This window comes from Pseudooceanicola sp. NS-SX9 (assembly GCF_057380705.1).
This window is the reverse complement of the sequence record NZ_JBXXRN010000003.1, coordinates 192,763-213,193: the sequence shown is the minus strand read 5'-3', so window position 1 is coordinate 213,193 and position 20,431 is coordinate 192,763. Positions and strand designations below refer to the sequence as shown.

At 68.4% G+C, this 20,431-nt stretch carries 17 protein-coding genes and 1 riboswitch; of the genes, 5 read left to right on the top strand and 12 right to left on the bottom strand.

Features of this window, described 5'->3' with window-relative positions:
* The first annotated feature begins 138 nt into the window (after positions 1-138).
* Positions 139-1,170: an MBL fold metallo-hydrolase gene (locus AC2ITM_RS19530; protein ID WP_486469825.1), complete on the top strand. Its 1,032-nt coding sequence runs from the start codon at positions 139-141 to the stop codon at positions 1,168-1,170.
* A gap of 3 nt (positions 1,171-1,173) precedes the next feature.
* Here the strand turns inward: AC2ITM_RS19530 and pcaQ are convergent, their stop codons facing one another.
* Positions 1,174-2,085, bottom strand: a complete 912-nt coding sequence (pcaQ, locus tag AC2ITM_RS19525) for a pca operon transcription factor PcaQ (protein WP_486469824.1) — start codon at positions 2,083-2,085, stop codon at positions 1,174-1,176.
* Positions 2,086-2,360: 275 nt separating this feature from the next.
* Here pcaQ and AC2ITM_RS19520 point away from each other — a divergent pair, with 275 nt between their 5' ends.
* Positions 2,361-4,634 (top strand): FdhF/YdeP family oxidoreductase, encoded by a 2,274-nt coding sequence (locus AC2ITM_RS19520; protein WP_486469823.1) that lies wholly within the window; start codon positions 2,361-2,363, stop codon positions 4,632-4,634.
* Positions 4,635-5,041: 407 nt separating this feature from the next.
* Here the strand turns inward: AC2ITM_RS19520 and AC2ITM_RS19515 are convergent, their stop codons facing one another.
* The 3 genes from AC2ITM_RS19515 to AC2ITM_RS19505 are packed head-to-tail and all read right to left on the bottom strand — an operon-like array spanning position 5,042 to position 8,741.
* Entirely contained in the window at positions 5,042-6,718 is a 1,677-nt protein-coding gene (locus AC2ITM_RS19515) for an ABC transporter permease (RefSeq protein WP_486469822.1), read from the bottom strand.
* Entirely contained in the window at positions 6,718-7,647 is a 930-nt protein-coding gene (locus tag AC2ITM_RS19510) for an extracellular solute-binding protein (protein ID WP_486469821.1), read from the bottom strand. Before AC2ITM_RS19510 ends, AC2ITM_RS19515 begins: the two co-directional genes overlap by 1 nt.
* Before the next feature lie 5 nt (positions 7,648-7,652).
* Positions 7,653-8,741: an ABC transporter ATP-binding protein gene (locus tag AC2ITM_RS19505; RefSeq protein ID WP_486469820.1), complete on the bottom strand. Its 1,089-nt coding sequence runs from the start codon at positions 8,739-8,741 to the stop codon at positions 7,653-7,655.
* Between the two features lie 291 nt (positions 8,742-9,032).
* On the opposite strand from AC2ITM_RS19505, the gene AC2ITM_RS19500 reads away from it, so the two are divergent.
* The 3 genes from AC2ITM_RS19500 (at position 9,033) to AC2ITM_RS19490 (ending at position 13,773) form a co-directional block, all read left to right on the top strand.
* The gene (locus AC2ITM_RS19500) at positions 9,033-10,304 is read left to right on the top strand and encodes an efflux RND transporter periplasmic adaptor subunit (RefSeq protein ID WP_486469819.1); all 1,272 of its coding nucleotides are present in this window, start codon (positions 9,033-9,035) and stop codon (positions 10,302-10,304) included.
* Positions 10,305-10,317: 13 nt separating this feature from the next.
* Positions 10,318-12,321 (top strand): MacB family efflux pump subunit, encoded by a 2,004-nt coding sequence (locus tag AC2ITM_RS19495; RefSeq protein ID WP_486469818.1) that lies wholly within the window; start codon positions 10,318-10,320, stop codon positions 12,319-12,321.
* A gap of 102 nt (positions 12,322-12,423) precedes the next feature.
* Positions 12,424-12,620, top strand: a riboswitch (cobalamin riboswitch).
* 97 nt (positions 12,621-12,717) lie between these two features.
* Positions 12,718-13,773, top strand: coding sequence for a HoxN/HupN/NixA family nickel/cobalt transporter (locus AC2ITM_RS19490; RefSeq protein ID WP_486469817.1), 1,056 nt, complete (start codon positions 12,718-12,720; stop codon positions 13,771-13,773).
* 87 nt (positions 13,774-13,860) lie between these two features.
* Here AC2ITM_RS19490 and AC2ITM_RS19485 read toward each other — a convergent pair whose 3' ends face one another.
* From AC2ITM_RS19485 to AC2ITM_RS19450, 8 genes are all read right to left on the bottom strand, one after another.
* Positions 13,861-14,550 carry an amino acid ABC transporter permease gene (locus AC2ITM_RS19485; RefSeq protein ID WP_486469816.1) on the bottom strand — a complete coding sequence of 230 codons (690 nt, stop codon included), beginning with the start codon at positions 14,548-14,550 and terminating at the stop codon, positions 13,861-13,863.
* A gap of 19 nt (positions 14,551-14,569) precedes the next feature.
* Positions 14,570-15,277, bottom strand: a complete 708-nt coding sequence (locus tag AC2ITM_RS19480; RefSeq protein WP_486469815.1) for an amino acid ABC transporter permease — start codon at positions 15,275-15,277, stop codon at positions 14,570-14,572.
* A gap of 61 nt (positions 15,278-15,338) precedes the next feature.
* On the bottom strand, positions 15,339-16,172 hold the full coding sequence (locus tag AC2ITM_RS19475; RefSeq protein ID WP_486469814.1) for a transporter substrate-binding domain-containing protein: 834 nt from the start codon (positions 16,170-16,172) through the stop codon (positions 15,339-15,341).
* A gap of 21 nt (positions 16,173-16,193) precedes the next feature.
* Positions 16,194-16,934, bottom strand: a complete 741-nt coding sequence (locus AC2ITM_RS19470; protein WP_486469813.1) for an amino acid ABC transporter ATP-binding protein — start codon at positions 16,932-16,934, stop codon at positions 16,194-16,196.
* 12 nt (positions 16,935-16,946) lie between these two features.
* A complete protein-coding gene (locus tag AC2ITM_RS19465) occupies positions 16,947-17,513 on the bottom strand; it encodes a peroxidase-related enzyme (RefSeq protein ID WP_486469812.1) in 567 nt (188 codons plus the stop codon).
* A complete protein-coding gene (locus tag AC2ITM_RS19460; RefSeq protein WP_486469811.1) occupies positions 17,510-17,992 on the bottom strand; it encodes a CMD domain-containing protein in 483 nt (160 codons plus the stop codon). Before AC2ITM_RS19460 ends, AC2ITM_RS19465 begins: the two co-directional genes overlap by 4 nt.
* The gene (locus tag AC2ITM_RS19455) at positions 17,989-19,455 is read right to left on the bottom strand and encodes an NAD(P)-binding domain-containing protein (protein WP_486469810.1); all 1,467 of its coding nucleotides are present in this window, start codon (positions 19,453-19,455) and stop codon (positions 17,989-17,991) included. The genes AC2ITM_RS19460 and AC2ITM_RS19455 overlap by 4 nt, the downstream gene beginning before the upstream one ends.
* Positions 19,455-20,423 (bottom strand): LysR family transcriptional regulator, encoded by a 969-nt coding sequence (locus AC2ITM_RS19450; RefSeq protein WP_486469809.1) that lies wholly within the window; start codon positions 20,421-20,423, stop codon positions 19,455-19,457. The genes AC2ITM_RS19455 and AC2ITM_RS19450 overlap by 1 nt, the downstream gene beginning before the upstream one ends.
* Between the last annotated feature and the right edge of the window lie 8 nt (positions 20,424-20,431).

Sequence of the window (20,431 nt, the reverse complement as noted above, 5' to 3'; positions counted from 1 at the left end):
GCATTGGTCGTCAGCCGGCCCCTTCGCTATCCACTTGGGCACCAGGCCGGGGGGAGGCCGGGGCAGGGGCGGTCAGAGACCGGTTCTGCCGGACCGGCCGGAGGCTGTCCGCCCCGGCACGATCCAGGAGGAGACCCCATGACGGAAGACACCAAGACCGGCGGGCTGTCGCGCCGCGCCATGCTTGCGGGCTTTGCCGCAGGACCCGCGTTGATCGGCATCAGCCCGGCTGCCGCGACGGCGGACGAAGCCTTCAACCTGGCCTGTGTCGACAAGGGCACGGCCACCGTGCAGGCGCAGCTGAAGGGCCGCAAGGGCACCTCGATGGTGCTGCTGGGCACTGGCGCGGGCCCGGTGCCGGGACGCGCGCGGCACATGACTTCGGTGCTGCTGCAGCATGACGACCGGGCCTATATCCTGGATTTCGGGCTGGGGGCGGTGCAGCAGTTCGCCCGCACCGGCGTGCCCTTCGGCAACATCCGCGCCATGTTCCTGACCCACATGCACCCAGACCACAATGTCGATTACGGCCCCTTCCTGCTGATCGGCTGGATACACGGGCTGAAGCCCGACGTACAGGTCTACGGGCCGCCTGCGATGGGCCAGATGACCGAAGACTACCTGCGCGCCATGAAGACCACGATCGACTTCTGGAACCAGGACTTCAAGGGCACGCCCCTGACCCATGTCGATACCCATGATCTGGAGGATCAGGGCGCGGTGATGCAGGACGAGGTGCTGAAGGTGACCTCGATGTATGTGGAACACCCGCCAGTGAAACCGGCCTTCGCCTTCCGCTTCGAATTCCCCGACAAGACCATCGTCTTCTCGGGCGATACCGTCCCGCTGGAGAAGATGGCCGATTTCGCCAGGGGCGCCGACATCCTGGTGCACGAGGCCATGTACCTGCCCGCCGTCGAGGCCGAGGTCCGCCACCAGATCGCCAATGGTCAGCATGTCACCTACGAGGGCTTCATGAACCACATGAAGGTCGACCATTCCCCGGTCGAGGACGTGGGCCGGATCGCCGCCGAGGCCGGCGTGAAGGAGCTGGTGCTGTATCACCTGACCCCCAGCACCTCCTCGATCCCCGATGCGGACTGGAGCGCGCCGGCGGCCAAGCACTTCAAGGGCCGCATCATCGTCGGCGGAGAGCTGATGGTGATCTGATCCTCAGGCGCCGGCGGCCTGCAGCAGGCTGGCCAGCACCGCCGCCCGCCGCGGCAGCTTCAGCGCGCGGCGGCGGGTGATGCCCACCGCGCCGCCGGTTTCCTCCTGGCCCAGGGGCAGCGCGACAAGGCGCCCCTCGGCCAGATCGGCCGCAACGATGCCGCGCGGCACCAGCCAGACGGCGGGCGCCAGCCTCAGGTAGGCGCGGGCGAAATCGGGGGCCGCGCTTTCGATCAGATTGCCGAAGGTGCCGGCACCCGCCGCGATCAGCAGCCGCTCGGCCACCGGGCGGATGGCGGTGCCCCTTTCGGGCAGCACGACCTCGGCCGCGATCAGGCCCTGACGCAGGGCCTCGGGGTCCGGGCAATCCAGCAGCGGATGGTTGGGCGCGACGACCGCCAGCAGCGGCTCGGTGAAGAGGGGGGTGAAATCGAGGCCCGCCATGTCTTCCGGGGCGGCCATCCGGCCCACCACGAAATCCAGTTCTCCCTGACGCAGCGCCTTCAGCAGCTGGCGGTTCGATCCGCTGGTCAGGCGGACAGGAATGTCGGGGTGGCGCAGCTTAAAGGCCCGCACCGCCTGCGGCAGCGCCTGACAGGCGGCGGTGGGCAGCACCCCCAGCTGCACGGCCTCGCGGGCGTCGCGGCGCATCCGCGCCACCGCCTGCACCCCGTCATCCAGCGCCGAGACACTGGCGCTGGCGTGGCGCAGGAAGGTTTCGCCTGCAGGTGTCAGTACGATGCCCCGGCGCGAGCGTTCCATCAGCGGCGTGCCCAGCAGGCGTTCCAGTTCGATCAGGCTGCGCGACACGGCAGGCTGGCTGACCGACAGTGCCAGTGCCGCGCCTGCCAGCGTGCCCTGACGGACGATTTCCAGAAACAGCCGCACCTGCCGCTGCGAGGGGCCCGCCTCCATGCCACACCGCCTTCTGCCGGGATTGAGGTCACGTCCCAGAGGTACGACAGCCCGGCGCCCTTGGCTAGAGCACCCGCCTTGCGCCCGGCCGCGCGGGCGGGCAGGATCGCGGCGCATGTGCCGCCGGGGGACGGATGTTCAAGACTGCGTGCCCGGCTCGGTGTTGGGCTGCAAAGGGTGGCGAAACCGGTCATACCCGGCGGCGCAGCAGTCTCCGGGCCGCCCGGCAGACCCGGCACCCGGCCCCGAAGACGGCCCGACAAAGGAACGATGCGATGAAGAAACCTGTCCCCGGAATTGCCCGCTACGATCATCCCGCCGGGGGCTGGGGGGCGCTGCGGGCCACGGCCAAGGCGGTGCGCACGCAGATGGAGGCCTCGGATGCGGCGCTGACGCTTTTGCGCACCAACAAGCCCGCAGGCTTCGACTGCCCCGGCTGCGCCTGGCCCGACAAGGAGCACACCTCGACCTTCCAGTTCTGCGAGAACGGCGCCAAGGCCGTCACCTGGGAGGCCACCAAGAAGCGCGTCCCCCCGGACTTCTTCGCCGAACACACCGTGACCGAGCTTTTGGGCTGGAGCGACCATGACCTGGAAAAGCAGGGCCGGCTGACCCATCCGCTGCGCTATGACGCCGAAACCGACCGCTACCTGCCCGTCACCTGGGACGAGGCCTTTGCCCTCACCGGGCGCATCCTGCAGGCCCAGGCCGATCCGAACGCGGTGGAATTCTATACCTCGGGGCGGGCCTCGAACGAGGCGGCCTTCCTGTTCCAGCTCTATGCCCGCGAATACGGCACCAACAACTTCCCCGACTGTTCGAACATGTGCCATGAGGCGACCAGCGTCGGGCTGCCGAAATCCATCGGCATCGGCAAGGGCACCGTGGCGCTGGCGGATTTCGACACCTGCGAGATGATCATCGCCATGGGCCACAACCCGGGCACCAACCACCCCCGGATGATGGGCACCCTGCACGAGGTCGCCCGCCGCGGCGTGCCGATCGTGGTCTTCAACCCGTTGCGTGAACGGGCGCTGGAAAAGTTCGCCGATCCGCAGAACCCGGTCGAGATGGCGACCCTTTCGGGGACCGACATTGCCTCCAGCTACCATCAGGTGAAGGTCGGCGGCGATGCGGCGGCGCTGAAGGGGATCATGAAGGCGGTGCTGGAGATCGACGCCCGCGACGGCGGCGCGCTGGACCATGATTTCATCGCTGAACATACCGAAGGGTTCGAGGCGCTGCAGGCCGATCTGGACGCCACCCCATGGTCCGACATCGAGGCCGCAAGCGGTCTGACCCAGGCCGCGCTGCGCGACGTGGCGGCGGCCTATGTGAAATCGAACGCGACGATCATCACCTACGGCATGGGCATGACCCAGCACGCCACGGGCACGTCGAACGTGCAGCAGATGGCGAACCTTTTGCTGATGCGCGGCAATATCGGCAAGCCCGGCGCGGGCATCTGCCCGCTGCGCGGCCATTCCAACGTGCAGGGCGACCGCACCGTCGGCATCACCGAAAAGCCCGGGCCCCAGCTGCTGGACCGGATCGAGGCCACCTTCGGCTTCCGGCCCCCGGCGGCCCATGGCCATGACGCGGTGGCAGCGGTGAAGGCGATCGTGGCGGGGACGGCGCGGGTGCTGATCTCGCTCGGGGGGAACCTGATCGTGGCGATGCCCGACCGCGAGCAGACCTATGCGGCAATGCAGGACCTGGACCTGACGCTGTCGATTGCGACCAAGCTCAACCGCTCGCATCTGCTGGTCGGCCGCGAGGCGCTGCTGCTGCCCTGCCTGGGCCGGACCGAGGCCGACCTGCAGAACGGCGTGCCGCAATCGGTGACGGTCGAGGATTCGATGTCGATGGTCCATGCCTCGCGCGGGCGGCTGCCGCCGGCCTCGGACCAGCTGCGCTCGGAACCTGCGATCGTGGCGGGGATGGCGCTGGCGACGCTGCCCGACACCCGCGTCGCCTGGGCCGCGCTGGTCGCGGATTACGACCGCATCCGCGACAAGATCGAGGCCGTATTCCCCGATTTCCGCGACTACAACGAACGCATCAAGGTGCCGGGCGGCTTCCGCCTGCCGCTGCCGCCGACCGAGCGCATCTGGAACACCCCCTCGGGCAAGGCGCAGTTCCTGCCCTTCCGGGGCCTGGCCGAGGATCCGCAGACCGGCGATCCGATGGTGCTGAAACTGACGACGCTGCGCAGTCACGACCAGTACAACACCACGATCTACGGCATGGATGACCGCTACCGAGGGGTCTTCGGGCGCCGCGACGTGGTCTTCCTGAATGCCGCCGATCTGGCGGCCCAGGGGCTGGAAACCGGCGATCTGGTCGAGCTGGAAACCGTCTTTGGCGATGGCCGGACCCGTCGGCTCAGCGGGTTCACCGCGGTGGAATACGATATCGCGGCGGGCTCGGTCGGGGCCTATTACCCCGAAGCCAACGCGCTGGTGCCGCTGGGCTTCCATGATCCCGACAGCGGTACACCGTCGTACAAGTCCGTGCCCGTCCGCATCCGCGCAATGCCGCAGGCATGAAGGCGCAGGCGGCCCCCCCCGGGGGCCGCCGGGTCGGCGCAGCTGCGCGGGGTGTGCCCGCCGATGCTGGCGGCGGTTGTGGTCGCAACCGGTCATCTGGCGGTCGGCGGTCCCGCAGGGGATCTGAGGCGCGGCCGGAAAGTCCATGAGGCCTTGGATTGGATGCGCCGTGACGCGGTTGATATAGCGCATGCGGCCGGTTTCGGTCGCCTGGGCGGACACTGACGTCGGTGGGGCCATGCGCGAGGCCGCCTTGCAGGGCGGCAGGTGGGGCTATCTGCCAGAGGGCCCTGCCGGCGCAGGAAACCGCCATCCATCCGCTGCGCGCGCTGACCCGGCCCTCGGCCAGGTTCCGGGGGCCAAGCGAAGCGATCAGCGGCAGACCACCGCCTGGAGGCACGCGCGGGTCAATCCGCCGGGGCCCGGCCCAGCCGCCGCAGCAGGCCCATCAGCAAAAGCGGCACCAGCGTCGTCAGCACCAGCGCGCAGAATGCCATCGCCATGCCCTCGCCAATGGAGCCCTGGTCGAATTGCCGCCAGATGTAGACCGAGATCGTCTCGAACCCCACCGGCGCCACCAGCAACGAGGCCACGAGCTCCCGGGAGGCGATGGCGAAGACCAGGATCATCGAGGTCAGCACCCCCGGCGCCATGATCGGCAGCAGGATGCGGGCAAAGGCGGTGGCGGGTCCGGCACCGCCCACCCGGGCCGCGGCCTCCAGGCTGTCCGAGACCTGCTGCAGGGCGGCCCCTGCATAGCGCACCGGCTGCGGCAGCAGCAGGCAGCCATAGGCCAGCAGCAGGATCAGCGGCGTGTTATAGGGGCTGAGCGGCAGCCAGGGCTGGTTCCAGGCCAGGATCAGCCCGACGGCAACCACGACGCCCGGCATGGCATTCGGGATCAGCGACAGCCCGTCCAGCAGGCTGCGCAGCCGACCCTGGCCCTTGACCACCGCATGGGCGGTGACGGCCCCCAGCATCCCGGTCAGCAGCGCCGCCGCCAGCCCCAGCCCCAGCGAATGGCCAAGCGCGCGCAGCCCCTCGCTGCCGTGGCCCAGAAGGGCGGCAAAGTTGGCAGTGCCCAGGTTCTGGGGGCTCAGCCCGCCAGAGAGGGTTTTCGACAACGCCGCCGCCAGGATCGACAGCACCGGCACCAGGCAGGCAATTGCGGCGACGGCAGCAAACAGCAGCGTCACCGGCAACCGCCAGGGGCCCAGGTCGCGGCGCTCGGGCGCCTGTGGCTTGCCGCCGACGGTATGGTAATCGCGCCGCGCCAGCAGCCGGCGTTGCAGCGCGAAGGCCAGCAGCGCCAGCGCCACCAGCACCAGCGACAGGGCCGCCGCCCCCGGCAGATCGATCGGCCATTCCGAGACGCGCGTCTCGATGCCGGTGACCAGCACCTCAAATCCGATGCGGCGCCCAAGCGCGGCCGGGGTGCCATATTCCTCGATCGCCATGGCGAAGACCAGCAGCAGGCTGGCGGCAATGCCGGGCGCGGCAAGCGGCAAGGTGATCCGGGCGAAGGCCCGCCAGGGCCCGGCGCCGCAGACGCGGGCGACATCGGCATAGCGGGCGCCCACGGTTTCCAGCGTGCGGGTCAGGATGAAATAGACGACGGGAAAGCTGTTCAATGCCATCAGGATCATGATCCCCGGCACCGAGAACAGCAGCCCCCCGGCCTGCAGCCCGCTCAGCTGTTGCAGAAAGCCGCGCGGCTGCAGCGTCAGGATCCAGCCGAGCGCCGCGATATAGGGCGGGATCATGAAGGGCACCAGCAGCAGCAGGTCCCAAAGCCCCGCCAGCGGCACCCGGAACAGCGCCCGCAGCGTCGCCAGTGGCAGCGCCAGCAGCGCCGTCACCAGCACCGTCCCCAGGCCCAGCAGCACGGTGTTGCCGGTCAGCCTCAGCAGCGCCGGATCGGCCAGCGTCCGCCCCAGATGCCCGAAGGGTGCCGCCAGCGACCCGCGCCCGATGTCGGGAAAGACCGCGACCAGCGTCACCGCCAGGGCCGGGATCCCGACCAGCAGCGCCAGCCCGGCGGCGGGCAGCGCGGCGAAGATCCGGCTGCCCGCCCGGCCGCCCATCAGTCGAAGATCTTGCCGAAGGTGGCCAGGACCTCGTCGCGCGATGCGGCGCCGTCGCTCGACAGCAGCTTCAGCGCGCTGATCGGCGCCCGGCCGGTGGCGATGTCGCTGCGCGCGGGCATCAGATAGGCATCGGCCACCATCTTCTGCCCGGCCTCCGACAGGACGTAATCGACGAAGGCCTCGGCCTCGGCGGCGTGGCGGGTGGATTTCAGGATCATCATCGGGCGCGGCGCGATGACGGTACCGGAGGCGGGGAAGATCGCCTCGATCTTCTCGCCCTTGGCGGCATCGGCCAGGGTGATGTAGTCGACCCCGCCGAAGACCGCCGCCTTGGCGCCCTGCAGCACCGGGTTCAGGGCGGCGGCATTGGCGCCGGCCACGATGGCACCGTTCTGCGCCAGCCCCTGCAGGACGTCGGCCTTGCCATTGGCCAGCAGCGCCTCGACCAGGGTGAAGGTCCCACCCGAGGCCGCCGGATCCGGCAGTGTCACCAGGTCCTTGTAGGCGGGCGCCGCAAGGTCCGCCCAGTCCGTGGGTCGCGGTGTCCCCGAGGTCGGGTTCCAGGCGATCACCAGCCCCGATGCCCCCTGCGCCACGGCGCCGGGCATCTTCAGGAAATCGGGCACGGTGGCGGCATTGGGGCTGGTATAGTCCAGCAGCTGACCGGCCGTGGCGAATTGCGTCGCCGTGCCCCAGGCGGCCGAGATCACCACATCGGCGGCGGGATTGGCGGCTTCTGCCTCCAGGCGGGCCATGATCTTGCCGGTGGTGGCCTGGAAGACGTTGACCTTGGTGCCGGTGGCGGCGGTGTAGCCGGCGGCCAGATCGTTGATCAGACCGCCGGGGCCGGCGGAATAGACGGTGATGTCGGCCTGGGCGCTGCCCGCGGCCAGGGCCAGGACGGCAGCAAGAAGGGTCAGTTTCATCTTGGTCACTCCGATGCGGAAGGGGTGGGGTCGGTTTCGGGGAACCAGCGCAGCGCCCCGGGGGCGATCCGCAGGTCCAGAAGGGTGCCGGGTGGCGCCGGGTGGGGGGCCAGCAGCCGGACCTCGTGGGCGGTGTCGCCCAGGGTCAGCGTCAGCGCATAGCCTGCGGTGCGCACCTGCTGGCTGCGCACCCGTGCGGGCAGGGCGCCCTGTCCGGCGGGGCAGGGGCTGAGCGCACGTTCGGGCAGCAGCACCCGGGCCCGGCGGCCTTCGGGGCCGGGGCCGGGCAACACCATGGCGGTGCCCTCGATCACCCAGTCGCGGTCGCGGCGCTGCGCGGGCAGCAGGCAGCCCAGCCGCAGGAAGGCGGCGATCGCGGCGCTGGCGGGGGCATCGACCAGATCCTGCGGGGGGGCGATCTGCGCCAGCCGGCCGCCCTCCATCACCGCGATCCGGTCCGCCAGGGCCAGCGCCTCGGCATGGTCATGGGTGACGTAGACCGCCGAAACCTGCAGCCGCCGCAGCAACGCACCCAGCTCCTCGATCATGGTTTCGCGCAGCGCCCGGTCGAGGTTTGACAGCGGTTCGTCGAACAGCACCAGCGGCGGCTCGGCGACGATGGCGCGGGCAATGGCGACGCGCTGCTGCTGACCCCCCGACAGTTCCGAGGGCCGCCGCCCCGCAAGGCCCTGCAGGGCCACGCGCTCCAGCGCGCGGGCGGTGCGCAGGGTGCGCTCGGCCGCGGGGATGCGCTGCATCTCCAGCGGGAAGGCGACGTTGCGCGCCACCGTCATATGTGGCCAGAGCGCGTAATCCTGGAACACCATGCCCAGCCCTCGGGCCTCGGGGGGCAGGGCCAGGCCGCGCCCGGCATCGGCGACGGTGCGACCGGCGATCTCGATCTGGCCGGCGACGGGCTGCGACAGGCCCGCCAGCAGACGCAGCAGCGTCGTCTTGCCCGATCCCGATCCCCCCAGCAGCGCCAGCACCTGCCCCTTGGGCAGGTCGAGGTCGATGCCATCAAGGATGCGCTTGCCGCCAAGAGCCATGCCCAGGCCCCGGACCGACAGCGCGGCAGGGGTCTGCGGCGTCATGAAGGATCCTTTCGTCATCCTGCGCGGATAGGCGCCGGGCGTGACGCTTTTGCGACAGCCGCCGGAGTTTTGCTGCCACCGCCGCGGGAAAGTTGCAGCTGCCGCAAGGTCACGCGTCCGTGACCGGTTTTGTGCGCCGGAAATCGCGGTCCGACCCGTACCACCGTCACGTAATGTATTGGCGCAATCCCTGGTCTTCCGGACGGCGGGTCCCGGCCTGCGGTGCGGTGGCCGGGCTGGCCTCTGCCGCAGAGGGGCGGTTCGGGGGGCCGGCACAAGCGAATGACCACAATGACACAGTCCTCTCCCGGCCCGACGGCCCGGCGGCGCCTTCGGCCGCTGGTCTGGATCGGCCTTCTGATCGTGGCGGCCGGCATCGGCTATACGGCCTGGCAGGCCACCCGGCCCGCCCCCACCGCCCATATGCTGACCACCACCGTGACCCGGGGCGATCTGGAAACCTCGGTGCTGGCAACGGGCACGCTGAAGCCGAAACGCTGGGTGGCGGTGGGCTCTCAGGTGTCGGGGCAGATCAAGACGCTGGACGTGACCCTGGGCGAGCAGGTGAAGGCCGGCCAGGTGGTGGCCGAGATCGACAGTGTCACCCAGGAAAACACGCTGAAAAGCGACGAGGCGGCGCTGGAAGACGTGCGCGCCCAGCTGAAGGAAGCCCAGGCGACGCTGGTCTACTACACCCAGACGCTGAAGCGGAACCAGAGCCTGAAGGGCCAGGGCGTCACCCAGGCCGATCTGGAAGAGGCCGAGATGAACGTGGCCACCACCGAGGCCCAGATCGAGCAGCTGAAGGCCCAGATCACCGAGGCCGAGGTCACCGTCAGCACCGCCCAGGCGGACCTGGGCTATACCCGCATCACCTCTCCGATCGACGGCACGATCATCGCCATCGTCAGCCAGGCCGGGACCACGGTCAATGCCAGCCAGTCGACGCCCACCATCGTCGTGGTGGCGCAGCTGGATACCATGACCGTGCGCGCCAATATTGCCGAAACCGATGTGGTCAGCGTCAAGCCCGGGCAGGACGTGTGGTTCACCATCCTGGGGGATCGCAACCACCGCTATCAGGCCAAGCTGCAGGTGATCGAACCGGCGCCCGAGGATGTCACCAGCGACAGCAGCCTGACGTCCTCCAGCTCCAGCAGTTCCTCGTCCAGCTCCAGCAGTTCCAGCGATGATGCGATCTATTACATCGGTACTTTCGACGTGCCGAACCCCGACGGCCGGTTGCTGACCTACATGACCGCGCAGGTGCATATCGTGACGGCTTCGGCGAAGAACGTGCTGCTGGTGCCGTCCTCGGCGGTCAGCAGCCGCGGCAACGCCAGCTTTGTCGACGTGCTGGGCCCCGATGGCCATCCCCGGCCGCAGAAGGTGACGGTGGGCCTTGATGATCTCAGCCAGGCCGAGATCACCTCGGGCCTGACCGAGGGCGAGACGGTCGTGCTGGGCGAGGGCGGTTCTGACAGCACCAGCAGCAATACCCGGATGCGCTCGCCCATGGGCGGGCCGATGGGCGGTGGCGGCCCCGGCGGGCCGCGTCCGTGAGGCGATGATGGACATGCAATCGCAAGACGCCCCTGCCGCCGCCCGCCCCGATGCCGTGATCGAGCTTTCGGGCCTGGGCAAGGTCTATCCGGCGGGTGATGCCGAAACCTGGGTGCTGCGCGACGTCGACCTGACGATCCGCCGCGGCGAGATGGTGGCCATCGTCGGTGCCTCGGGGTCGGGCAAGTCGACGCTGATGAATCTGATCGGCTGCCTGGATACGCCAAGCGCCGGGCGCTACCGGCTGTTCGGCCGCGATGTCTCGGCGCTGCAGGCGGACGAACTGGCCACGGCCCGCCGCGACCACTTCGGCTTCATCTTCCAGCGCTACCACCTGCTGAACGAGCTGACGGCCCTCGGCAATGTCGAGATGCCCTCGATCTACGCGGGCCTGCCGGGGCCTGCGCGCCATGACCGCGCCGGGCGCCTGTTGCAAAGGCTGGGCCTGGGCGAGCGTCTGCGCAACCGCCCCGGCCAGCTGTCGGGCGGCCAACAGCAGCGGGTTTCCATTGCGCGGGCGCTGATGAACCACGGCGATGTGATCCTGGCGGATGAACCCACCGGCGCCCTTGATACCCAGAGCGGCGACGAGGTGCTGCGCATCCTGCGCGAATTGCACGCCGAGGGGCACACGATCCTGATCGTCACCCATGACATGGACGTTGCCCGCCAGGCCGAACGCATCATCGAGATCCGCGACGGCGTGATCATCGACGACCGCGCCAACCCCGCCTTCCGGCCGCAGCCCGCCACGCAGACCGATGCGGCGCCGCTGCGTACCGCGCCCGCGGCCGGCCTTGCCAGCCACCTGCGTCAGGGGCGCGACCGCCTGCGCGAAGCCTTCCTGATGGCGCTGCGGTCGATGAACGCGCACCGTTTGCGCACCGTGCTGACCATGCTGGGGATCATCATCGGCATCGCCTCGGTGGTCTGCGTGGTGGCGCTTGGGGCGGGCTCGCGGCAGATGGTGCTGAAGAACATCTCGAACCTCGGCACCAACACGCTGGAAATCTTCGCCGGGCGCGGTTTCGGCGATCCGCATTCCGGGCGGATCACCACGCTGTCGGTCGGTGATGCCGATGCGCTGGCGGCGCTGCCCTATGTGGCGGCGGTGACGCCGACGGTCTCGACCTCGGGGGTGGCACGCTTTGGCAACAAGGAGGCCAGCGCCCTGCTGAACGGCGTCGGCGCGGGCTATTTCTCGGTCAAGGGCACCAAGCTGGTCGAGGGGCAGTATTTCACCGAAAGCGCGGTGCGCAACTATACCCAGGACGTGGTGATCGACGGCAATGCCAAGACCGCGCTGTTCGATCCGCTGCATGTCGATCCGCTGGGCCAGGTGGTCATCGTGGGCCAGGTCGCCATGCGCGTCGTGGGCGTGGTCGAGGCCCAGGCCAACGGCTTCGGCTCGTCGGGGAACCCGTCGTTCTACCTGCCTTATACCACGGTGCAATCACGGTTTCTTGGCAGCAGCTCGCTGCGTTCGATCACCCTGCGGGTGGCGGATGATGTTGACATGGACAGCGCCGAACAGGCGGTGTCGAACCTGCTGAAGCGGCGCCATGGCACGGTTGATTTCAACATCCTGAACACCGACGACATCCGCAAGACCATCACCAGCACAACCGAGACCATGACCTTTCTGATTGCGGCCATTGCGGTGATCAGCCTGGTGGTGGGCGGCATCGGGGTGATGAACATCATGCTGGTGTCGGTCTCGGAACGGGTGGGAGAGATCGGCGTGCGCATGGCCGTGGGGGCGCGGCAGGCCGACATTCTGGTGCAGTTCCTGCTGGAGGCCGTGCTGGTCTGCCTGCTGGGCGGCGTCATCGGCGTCGGCATCGCGCTGGCGGCGGGGCCGGTGATTTCGCTGTTCCAGCCGAACTATGCCTTCATCTACTCGCCGGTGACGATTCTGCTGGCCTTCGCCAGCTCCAGCCTGGTGGGGGTGGTCTTTGGCTACCTGCCTGCGCATAGCGCCTCGCGGCTGGATCCGGTGGTGGCGCTGTCGCGCTAGGCCCGCATCCCCGGCCAGGGCGCCCTGGCCGGGGGTCGATCAATCCCTGCCGGCGCCGCCCTGCCGGCGCGGCCACGGGGCATTGATCCGACGGTCATCCTGGCGCATAGAGACGGTGATGGTTCCCCTTCGGGGGAGAATAGGGAATGCGGTGCCGTGCCTTTGGGCGCCATGCCGCGGCTGCCCCCGCAACTGTAGGCGGAAAGCCGGACCGATGATGCCACTGGGCCATGACCCGGGAAGGCCGGTTCCGGCGTCGATCCGCAAGCCAGGAGACCTGCCATCGCAAACGTCACGGTGGAAGTTTCGGGCGGGGTGTCCCGGAACGCCAGGGTCGCATGGGTGCGGCGCGGCTTCTCTGCTATGACACCGGATGCGTCAGGCAGAGGAGGACCAATGCCAAGCCCCTTGTCCCGTCTTTTCAACGAAACCGCGCCCGAGCTGCGTCCGCGGCTGATCGCGATCTACGCGCTGCTGCTGGCGATGAATGCAGGCGCTTGGCTTTGGGCGCTGGTCGCGTTCTGGAACCAGCCGACGCTGCTGGGGGTCGCGCTGGTGGTCTATGGGCTGGGCCTGCGCCATGCCGTCGATGCCGACCATATCGCGGTGATCGACAACGTGACCCGCAAGCTCATGCAGATGAACCAGCGGCCCGTGACGGTCGGTTTCTGCTTTGCCATGGGTCATTCCAGCGTCGTCATCATCGCCGCGACGGCGGTCGCGGTGGCGGCGACGGTGCTGGGGGATTTCCCGGCCTTCCAGGGCGTGTCGGGGGTGATCGGCACGCTGGTCTCGGGGCTGTTCCTGCTGCTGGTGGCGGCGATGAACATCGCCATCTTCCTGTCGATCTGGCGCAACTACCGCCGGATCCGCGCCGGTGGCACCTATGTCGAGGAAGACCTGGACATGCTGCTGGGCAATCGCGGGCTGCTGTCGCGCCTCTTTCGCCCGGCCTTCCGCTTTGTCACCCGCAGCTGGCACATGTACCCTCTGGGCGTGCTCTTCGGGCTGGGCTTCGACACCGCGACCGAGGTCGCGGTTTTCGGCGTGTCCGCGGCCCAGGCGGCCAACGGCCTGTCGATCTGGGTGATCCTGGTGTTTCCCGCGCTGTTCACCGCGGGCATGTCGCTGGTCGATACCACCGACGGGGTGATGATGCTGGGCGCCTATGAATGGGCCTTCGTCAAGCCGATGCGCAAGATCTACTACAACATGACGATCACGCTGGTCTCGATCCTGGTTGCGGTGCTGATCGGCGGGGTCGAGACCCTGGGCCTGCTGCGCGAACAGTTCCATCTGACGGGTGGCTTCTGGTCGCTGGTCGCGGGGCTGGACGACAACTTCAACAACCTCGGCTTTGCCATCATCGCGACCTTCCTGCTGGCCTGGGCGGTGTCCTGGGCCATCTACCGCCTGAAACGCCTGGACGAGGTCGAGGTCCGCACCGGCTGACGCCCGGCGCGGGACATGCCCCCGCCCGAATGCAAAAGGCCGGTCCCCGGAGGGGGGCCGGCCTTCGCCTTTTCGGGGCAGGGGGTATCAGCTGCGGCGGCGCAGGTGGCTTTCCAGACGGTCCGCGCCTTGGGTGACCAGATAGGCGATGACCATGTAGATCACCACCGCCACCACGAAGGCCTCAAGGTAGTAGAAGTTCAGCGCTGCGGTCAGCTGCGACTGGGCGAAGATGTCGATCACCTCGATGGCGAAACCCAGCGACAGCGCCTTCATGATCACCATGACCGAATTCGCCAGGTCCGGGATCGCCGAGACGATGATCTGCGGCAGCATCACCCGCCGGAACAGTTGCCAGCCGCTGTAGCCCAGCGATTTCGCCGCATCCGACTGGCCGGTGTCGAAGGAATTCAGCGCGCCCTTGATCACCTCGGCCTGGAAGGCCGCGACGCAGGCCGCCAGCGCCAGCACTAGCGTCACCCAGTTCGGGATCTGGCCGGTGGTCTCGATGCCGACCAGGCTGCCCAGGAACTCAAGCGCGTCGGGCAGGCCGTAATAGGCCAGGAAGATCACCACCACCATCGGCACGCCCTTGAAGGCGACCTTGTAGGCGGTGACCAGCTGGCGCAGCACCGGGATGCGGCGGTGTTCGCACAGCGCCAGCACCCCGCCCAGCAGCGTCGACAGGATGAAGATCGTCACCGCCATCGCCAGCGTCACCGGCACGGCCGACAGGATGCTGAGGAAATCGGGAAGAAGGATGGAAGCATCGAACATGGATCAGGTCCTTTCCGTCTCAGACGCCGGCCGAGGGACGCACCGCCAGACGCGGGCCCCCGGTCACGTAGCGGGCCGAGCGGCGCTCGAACAGGCGGATGATGGCCCAGGCGATCAGGCACAGCAGCGAATAGAGCACCGCAAGCACCAGGTAGGTTTCGAACTGATACTGGTTGTAGTCGCGTTCCATCACAAGGTGGGCGGTGGCCATGACGTCGGCGGCCCCGATGTACATCACCAGCGCCACGTTGTGGATCAGGTAGATGATGGCATTGCCATAGCCCGGCAGCGCGATGTGCACCGCCTGCGGCCCGATGGTGCGGCGCAGCTTCTGCACGAAGGTGTAGCCCAGCGAATCCGCGGCCTCGTGCTGGCCCTTCTCGACCGCCAGATAGGCCGGGCGCATGACCTCGGACAGGTAGCCGCCGTGATAAAGGCTGAGGCCCACCATCGCCGCCACGTTGGAGGTGAAGATGTCGGCCATGCCGAAGGCGGAAAACAGCACCGGCAGCCCGTAGAACACCACGAACAGCTGCAGCACCACCGGCACGCTGCGCGCATAGGAGACGTAAAGATCGGCCAGCTGGCTGAGCACCGGGATCCGGCGGATCCGCAACACCGTCGCGACCAGCGCCAGGCAGAAGCCCGCGGCCATGGCCACGAACATGATGGCAAGCGTCAGCGGCAGCGCCGACAGAAGCTCGGGGAGCATCGTGCTCAGGTCCACGGACTGGCACTCCTTTCCAGAGAGAGGGGGGGCCGGTCCCCTGGGGGACCGGCGCGTCGGATCAGTCCAGCTTCATGTACTTGGCGACGTCCTCGCCAAAGTATTTCTCGGACAGCTTGTCGAGCGTGCCATCCTCGCGCAGCTCGCCCAGGGCCTTGTTGACATCGGCCACCAGCTGCTCGTTTTCCTTGCCGCGGTGGATCAGGATGTAGGTGTTGTTGGTGACGACCGGTTCCGAGGCGGTGATGTCCAGCTTCTGCTGCGCGATCACCGTGGCTTCGCCCAGGTTCGACGGCAGGATCAGCGCGTCATACTTGCCGTCCTGCACTTCCTGCAGGCGGTTCGGATAGGGCACACCCGCCGACGAGGCCGTGACCTTGACCTTGTAGTCGGGGTTATCCTTCTGCCACTGGGTCATGAACTTGTAGACGCCGCCACCGGCGCTGACGGGCACGATCTTCTTGCCGACCAGATCCTTCAGCGTCTTGATGCCGCTGTCGGAGCGCGCGTAGATCTTCATCATCGAGGCGCCGATCGGGTTCTCGGGGATCATGAACTGCTTGGCGCGGGTCGGGTTGGTATAATAGCCGCCGGTGATCATGTCGTACTTGCCGGTGGCAAGGCCGGTTTCCTGGGCGATGTCGGCGGCGCCTTCCAGCTCGAACTTGTATTGCGGCAGCTTGGCGTTGATGGCGCGCAGCACGTCGGGCTCGTAGCCCTGCGGTTCCTCGCCCAGGGCGCCCCAGGACAGCGGTTTCGATTCCGCGGCGGTGGCGATCTTGATGGTGCGCACGGCATCCTGGGCCTGCACCGCACCGGCGGCAAACGCCATCACGACGCCGCCCAGAAGGCCCATCGCCGTGCGGCGGCCAAGGGTGGAAGTGGTCTTGAACATCCCTGTTTTCCTTCTCTTTGGTTACTGGATTTTCTGTTCCGAATTCAGGAACTGCGCCAGGCGCGGGTTGGAGGGCGCCTCGAAGATCTCCTCGGGGCTGCCGTCGGCGGCGACGACGCCGCCTTCCATGAAGACGATGCGGTTCGAGATGTTGCGGGCGAACTGCATCTCGTGGGTGACCAGCAGAGAGGTGATCCCCGAAGAGGTCACGTCCTTGATCACCTTCAGCACCTCGTTGACCAGTTCGGGGTCAAGCGAGGACGTGGGTTCGTCGAACAGGATCACGTCGGGCCGCACGGCGAGCGCCCGGGCGATGCCGGTGCGCTGCAACTGGCCGCCCGAAAGCTGCGAGGGATAGTGGTCCTGCCGTTCCGTCATGCCCACCCGGTCCAGTTCGCGCAGCGCGATCTGGCGGGCTTCGTCCTTGGTCTTCTTCTGCACCACGACGAGGGGGTCCATGATGTTCTGGATCACCGTCATGTTCTTGAAGACGTTGAACTGCTGGAACACCATCGCGGTGCGCAGCCGCAGGTCGCGGATGCGGCCCCTGTCGGGGCGGGCGAAATCCATGGTGATGCCGTCCAGCGTGATCTGGCCCGACTGCGGCCGGGCCAGGTAGTTGATGCATTTCAGCAGTGTCGTCTTGCCGGTGCCGCTGGGCCCGATGATCGACACCACGTCGCCGCGGCTGACCGACAGGTTGACGCCGTTCAGGATGGTGTTGCTGCCATAGGCCAGCTTCAGGTCCTTGATTTCAAGCATGTCCGGGTCCTTTCAGGCCTGGGGCTCGGCATGGCCCAGAACGTGCATCAGCCGGTTCGCCCAGCCGAAGATCGAAATCGCGTGGATCAGGTCGATGATTTCCTCGTCGCTCAGGCCAAGGGCGCGCAGGCGGGCGATGTCGGCCTCGGTCGCCTCGGAAGGCGCGGCCGACAGCTTGCGGGCAAAGTCGTAGACCGCGCGGTGATGTTCGTCCAGATCCGCCTCGCGGTTCCAGTAAAGCGCGCTGACCACCTGGTCGTTGCCCGCCAGCTGGGAATGCCGCCGGGCATGGACCACGGCGCAATAGGTGCAGCCATTCACCATCGAGGCCCCAAGCGCCCCCAGTTCCCGGTCGGCGCGGTTCAGCCCGCCTTCGACATACATGATGGCGTTGAACAGCACGGTCCGCGCCACGTAGCTTTCCGGGTCATGCGCCAGCGTGCGCACATAGGGCGACACCTTCTTGGCCGAGGGCGTGACCTTCATCGCCTCCAGCTGCTCGGGGGTGGCCTCGGCCAGGGTGACGGGCGCGATATGGGGCACCCAGTCGAGGGGCTTCAGTTTGACCTGGGGGATCATTTGGACCTCATCAGGCGCAGGCCGGTGGCCACGCGGGTCTGGAAGTTGACATAGGCGATCAGCTCGGACAGGGCGACGATCTGGGGATTGCTCAGGCCCGCCTGTTCCAGCCGGGTGATGTCGGCGGCGGTGGCCGCGCGCGGCGTCAGCGTCACCAGATCGGCATGGCGGGCGATGGCGGCCAGAGGTTCGGGCAGGGCGGTGTCGCCGCCCGCCAGCGCCATCAGCGGATCGTCGGGGGCAAGGCCCTTCAGGTCGGCGGCATAGCCCGCCACCAGCACCGCATCGGCATTCAGCCGCGCCATGCGCAGCGCCAGCGCCAGCCGCAGCACCTGCGACAGGCCCTGATCGGCGGCAGGCGTCAGCACCGAGGCCCGGCAGGCCTCGGCGCCATCGACGAATTCGGGGCGGAAGCGGCGCGCCTTGTAGAGCGCATCCTCGGGGGTAAGGCCCGCGGCCAGGTCCATGGCATCCATCACTCGGCTCCTTCGGTCAGGGGGGAACTGTCGGTCCATTCGTCGCCCAGCAGTTCGGGGGTTTCATAGGCCTGCAACTGTGCGAAATGGCATTCCACATCAGCGGCATAAAGCGCCTCGGTGATGCCGCGCACCAGCCGGTCGGCCCCGGCGCTGACCGCCGGAATATCGCCCGAGACCTTGCCGTGGCTCAGCATCGCGGCATCGTTGAAGCAGTGGATCCGCGCCAGCATCGGGCAGGCGCCCGGGGTTTTCTCGCGGAACTCGAAGCCGGGGCCCAGGTCGGGGGCGCTCAGCAGGTGGTGGCGGTCGGGCTGCATCTCGGGGGTCTGGCGGCCGTCCTGCCAGCTGCGGATATGCGGCGCGATGGCGGCGAATTCGGCGCGGCCGGCGAAATCGTTGACGAAGCCGGTGGCGGCGATCAGGTAGTCATAGCTCTTGGCGCCCTGGGTGGTCTCGATCCGCAGGCCGGTGCCTTCGGGCTGCACGTCCAGCACCCCGCAGCCCAGGTAGAAATGCGCATTCCCATGCTGCGACACCCGCAGGGTCGAGCTGTGCGGAGGCGGTGTCTGGGTCTGGGCGGAATAGTCGAAGAAGCGCCATTTCCAAAGGTCGGGCAACGCCTGCATCCCCAGCACCAGCCCCTGGCTGCCGATGCCGGTCATCTTGTTGATGCGCGGCATCTCCTTGCGGCGGATCAGCAGGTCGACGGCACCGGCGCCGGCCTCCAGCGCGGTCGCGGCATTGTCCATCGCCGAGGCCCCCGCCCCGATCACCGCGACCGACTTGCCCTTCAGCGCGGCAAAGTCGATGTCATCGGCCGAATGCGCCCAAAGCGCGGGGTCGAGGTCGCGCAGGAAGCCCGGCACCGCCTTGCCCCCCAGACCCGACCGGCCCGTCGCCAGCACCAGATGGCGCGTCAGCACGCGGGGGGTGTCGGCGCCCTCCAGCGTCAGGGCGATCAGATCGCCCTCGGCCGCGATGGCGGTCATCCGCACGTCGTTCACCACCGGCAGATCCAGCACCCGGCGGTACCAGCGCAGGTAATCCATCCACTGGCCCTTCGGGATCTTGCCCAGCTCTTCCCAGGCCTGGGTGCCCCATTGCGCGGTGAACCAGGCGCGGAAGGTCAGCTGTGCCTGACCCAGGGCCGGGCCGGTCAGCGTCTTGGGCGAGCGCAGCGTCTGCATCCGCGCGAAGGTCTCCCACGGGCCTTCCAGCCCGGCGGGGGCGGCGTCATAGGCCACGACATTGCGGATGCCGCCAAAGATCAGCCGGGCGGTGGCGGCCAGCCCGCACATGCCGGCGCCGATCACCACCACGTCGCGCACCGCCGCGCCGTCGTGGTGGCGTTCGGGCACCCAGGCCTTGGCAGGCAGGTCCAGGTTCACGAGGTCGCGGGCCAGCTGCGCTTCCAGCGCCTCCAGCCCCTGCGCCCCGTCGGCAAGTGTGGCGTGATGCGTCATCAGTCCGTTCCGTGCGGGAGTGTCGAGGGCGTGCCGGCCACCAGCGCCCCGGCCTGGGCCGGGTCAAGCTGGGTGAAACCGGCGATGATCCGGGCGGCCAGGGCTTCGACCTGGTCGATGAGGGCCAGCGCGGTCTGGCCCGGGGTGCGGTGCGGCGCGGCCAGCACGCCCCAGTGGAAGGGCACGTCGACATCGATCGGACGCACCACCACCCCGGGCAGGCTGACCCCCCAGGCCGAAACCGGGTCGATGATCGCCGCCGCCCCGGTGCGGGCAACGATCTGCAACGCCCCGTAAGAGATATTGGTGCGTATCACCGGCCCGGTGCGCACCCCGTGCGACTGCAGCACCCTTGCCACATGCATCTGGAACCGCAGCGGGTTCAGCATGGTGGCCATGGGCTTGTCCTGCAGCGCCGCGACCGGCACCACATCTTGCGCGGCCAGCGGATCGTCGGCGGCCAGCGCGATGGCATTGGGCGCGCGGTAAAGGCGCAGCACATCCAGCCCCGGCGTGTCGAGGGGCAGGCTGGAAAAGCCGATCTCGGCCCGGCCCGCACGGACCTCCTGCGCCACGACCGAGGGCAGGAACTGGCCGATGTGGATCTCGTGCGGCAGGCGGTCCCGGCCGAGGATCCGCAGCGCCTCGGGGATCAGCCCGGTGCCCACGGCCGAGGTCGTGGCGATCTGCAGGATCCGGCCCTTGCCGGCGGCGATGGTGCGCGCCCGCGCGGCCAGTTCCGAAAACGACATCAGCAGGCGGCGGGCCTCTTCCTCGAACGCCAGCCCCTCTTCCGACAGCTGGATGCGCCGGCCGGTGCGCAGCAGCAGGGCAAAGCCCAGCTCGGCCTCCAGATCCTGGATCGTGCGCGTCACCGAAGGCTGCGAGCGCCCCAGAAGCGCCGCCGCCCGGGTGATGCTGCCGCTGTCAGCCACGGCCAGGAAGGTCAGGAGGTCGCGGGTTTCCATCGTCTCTT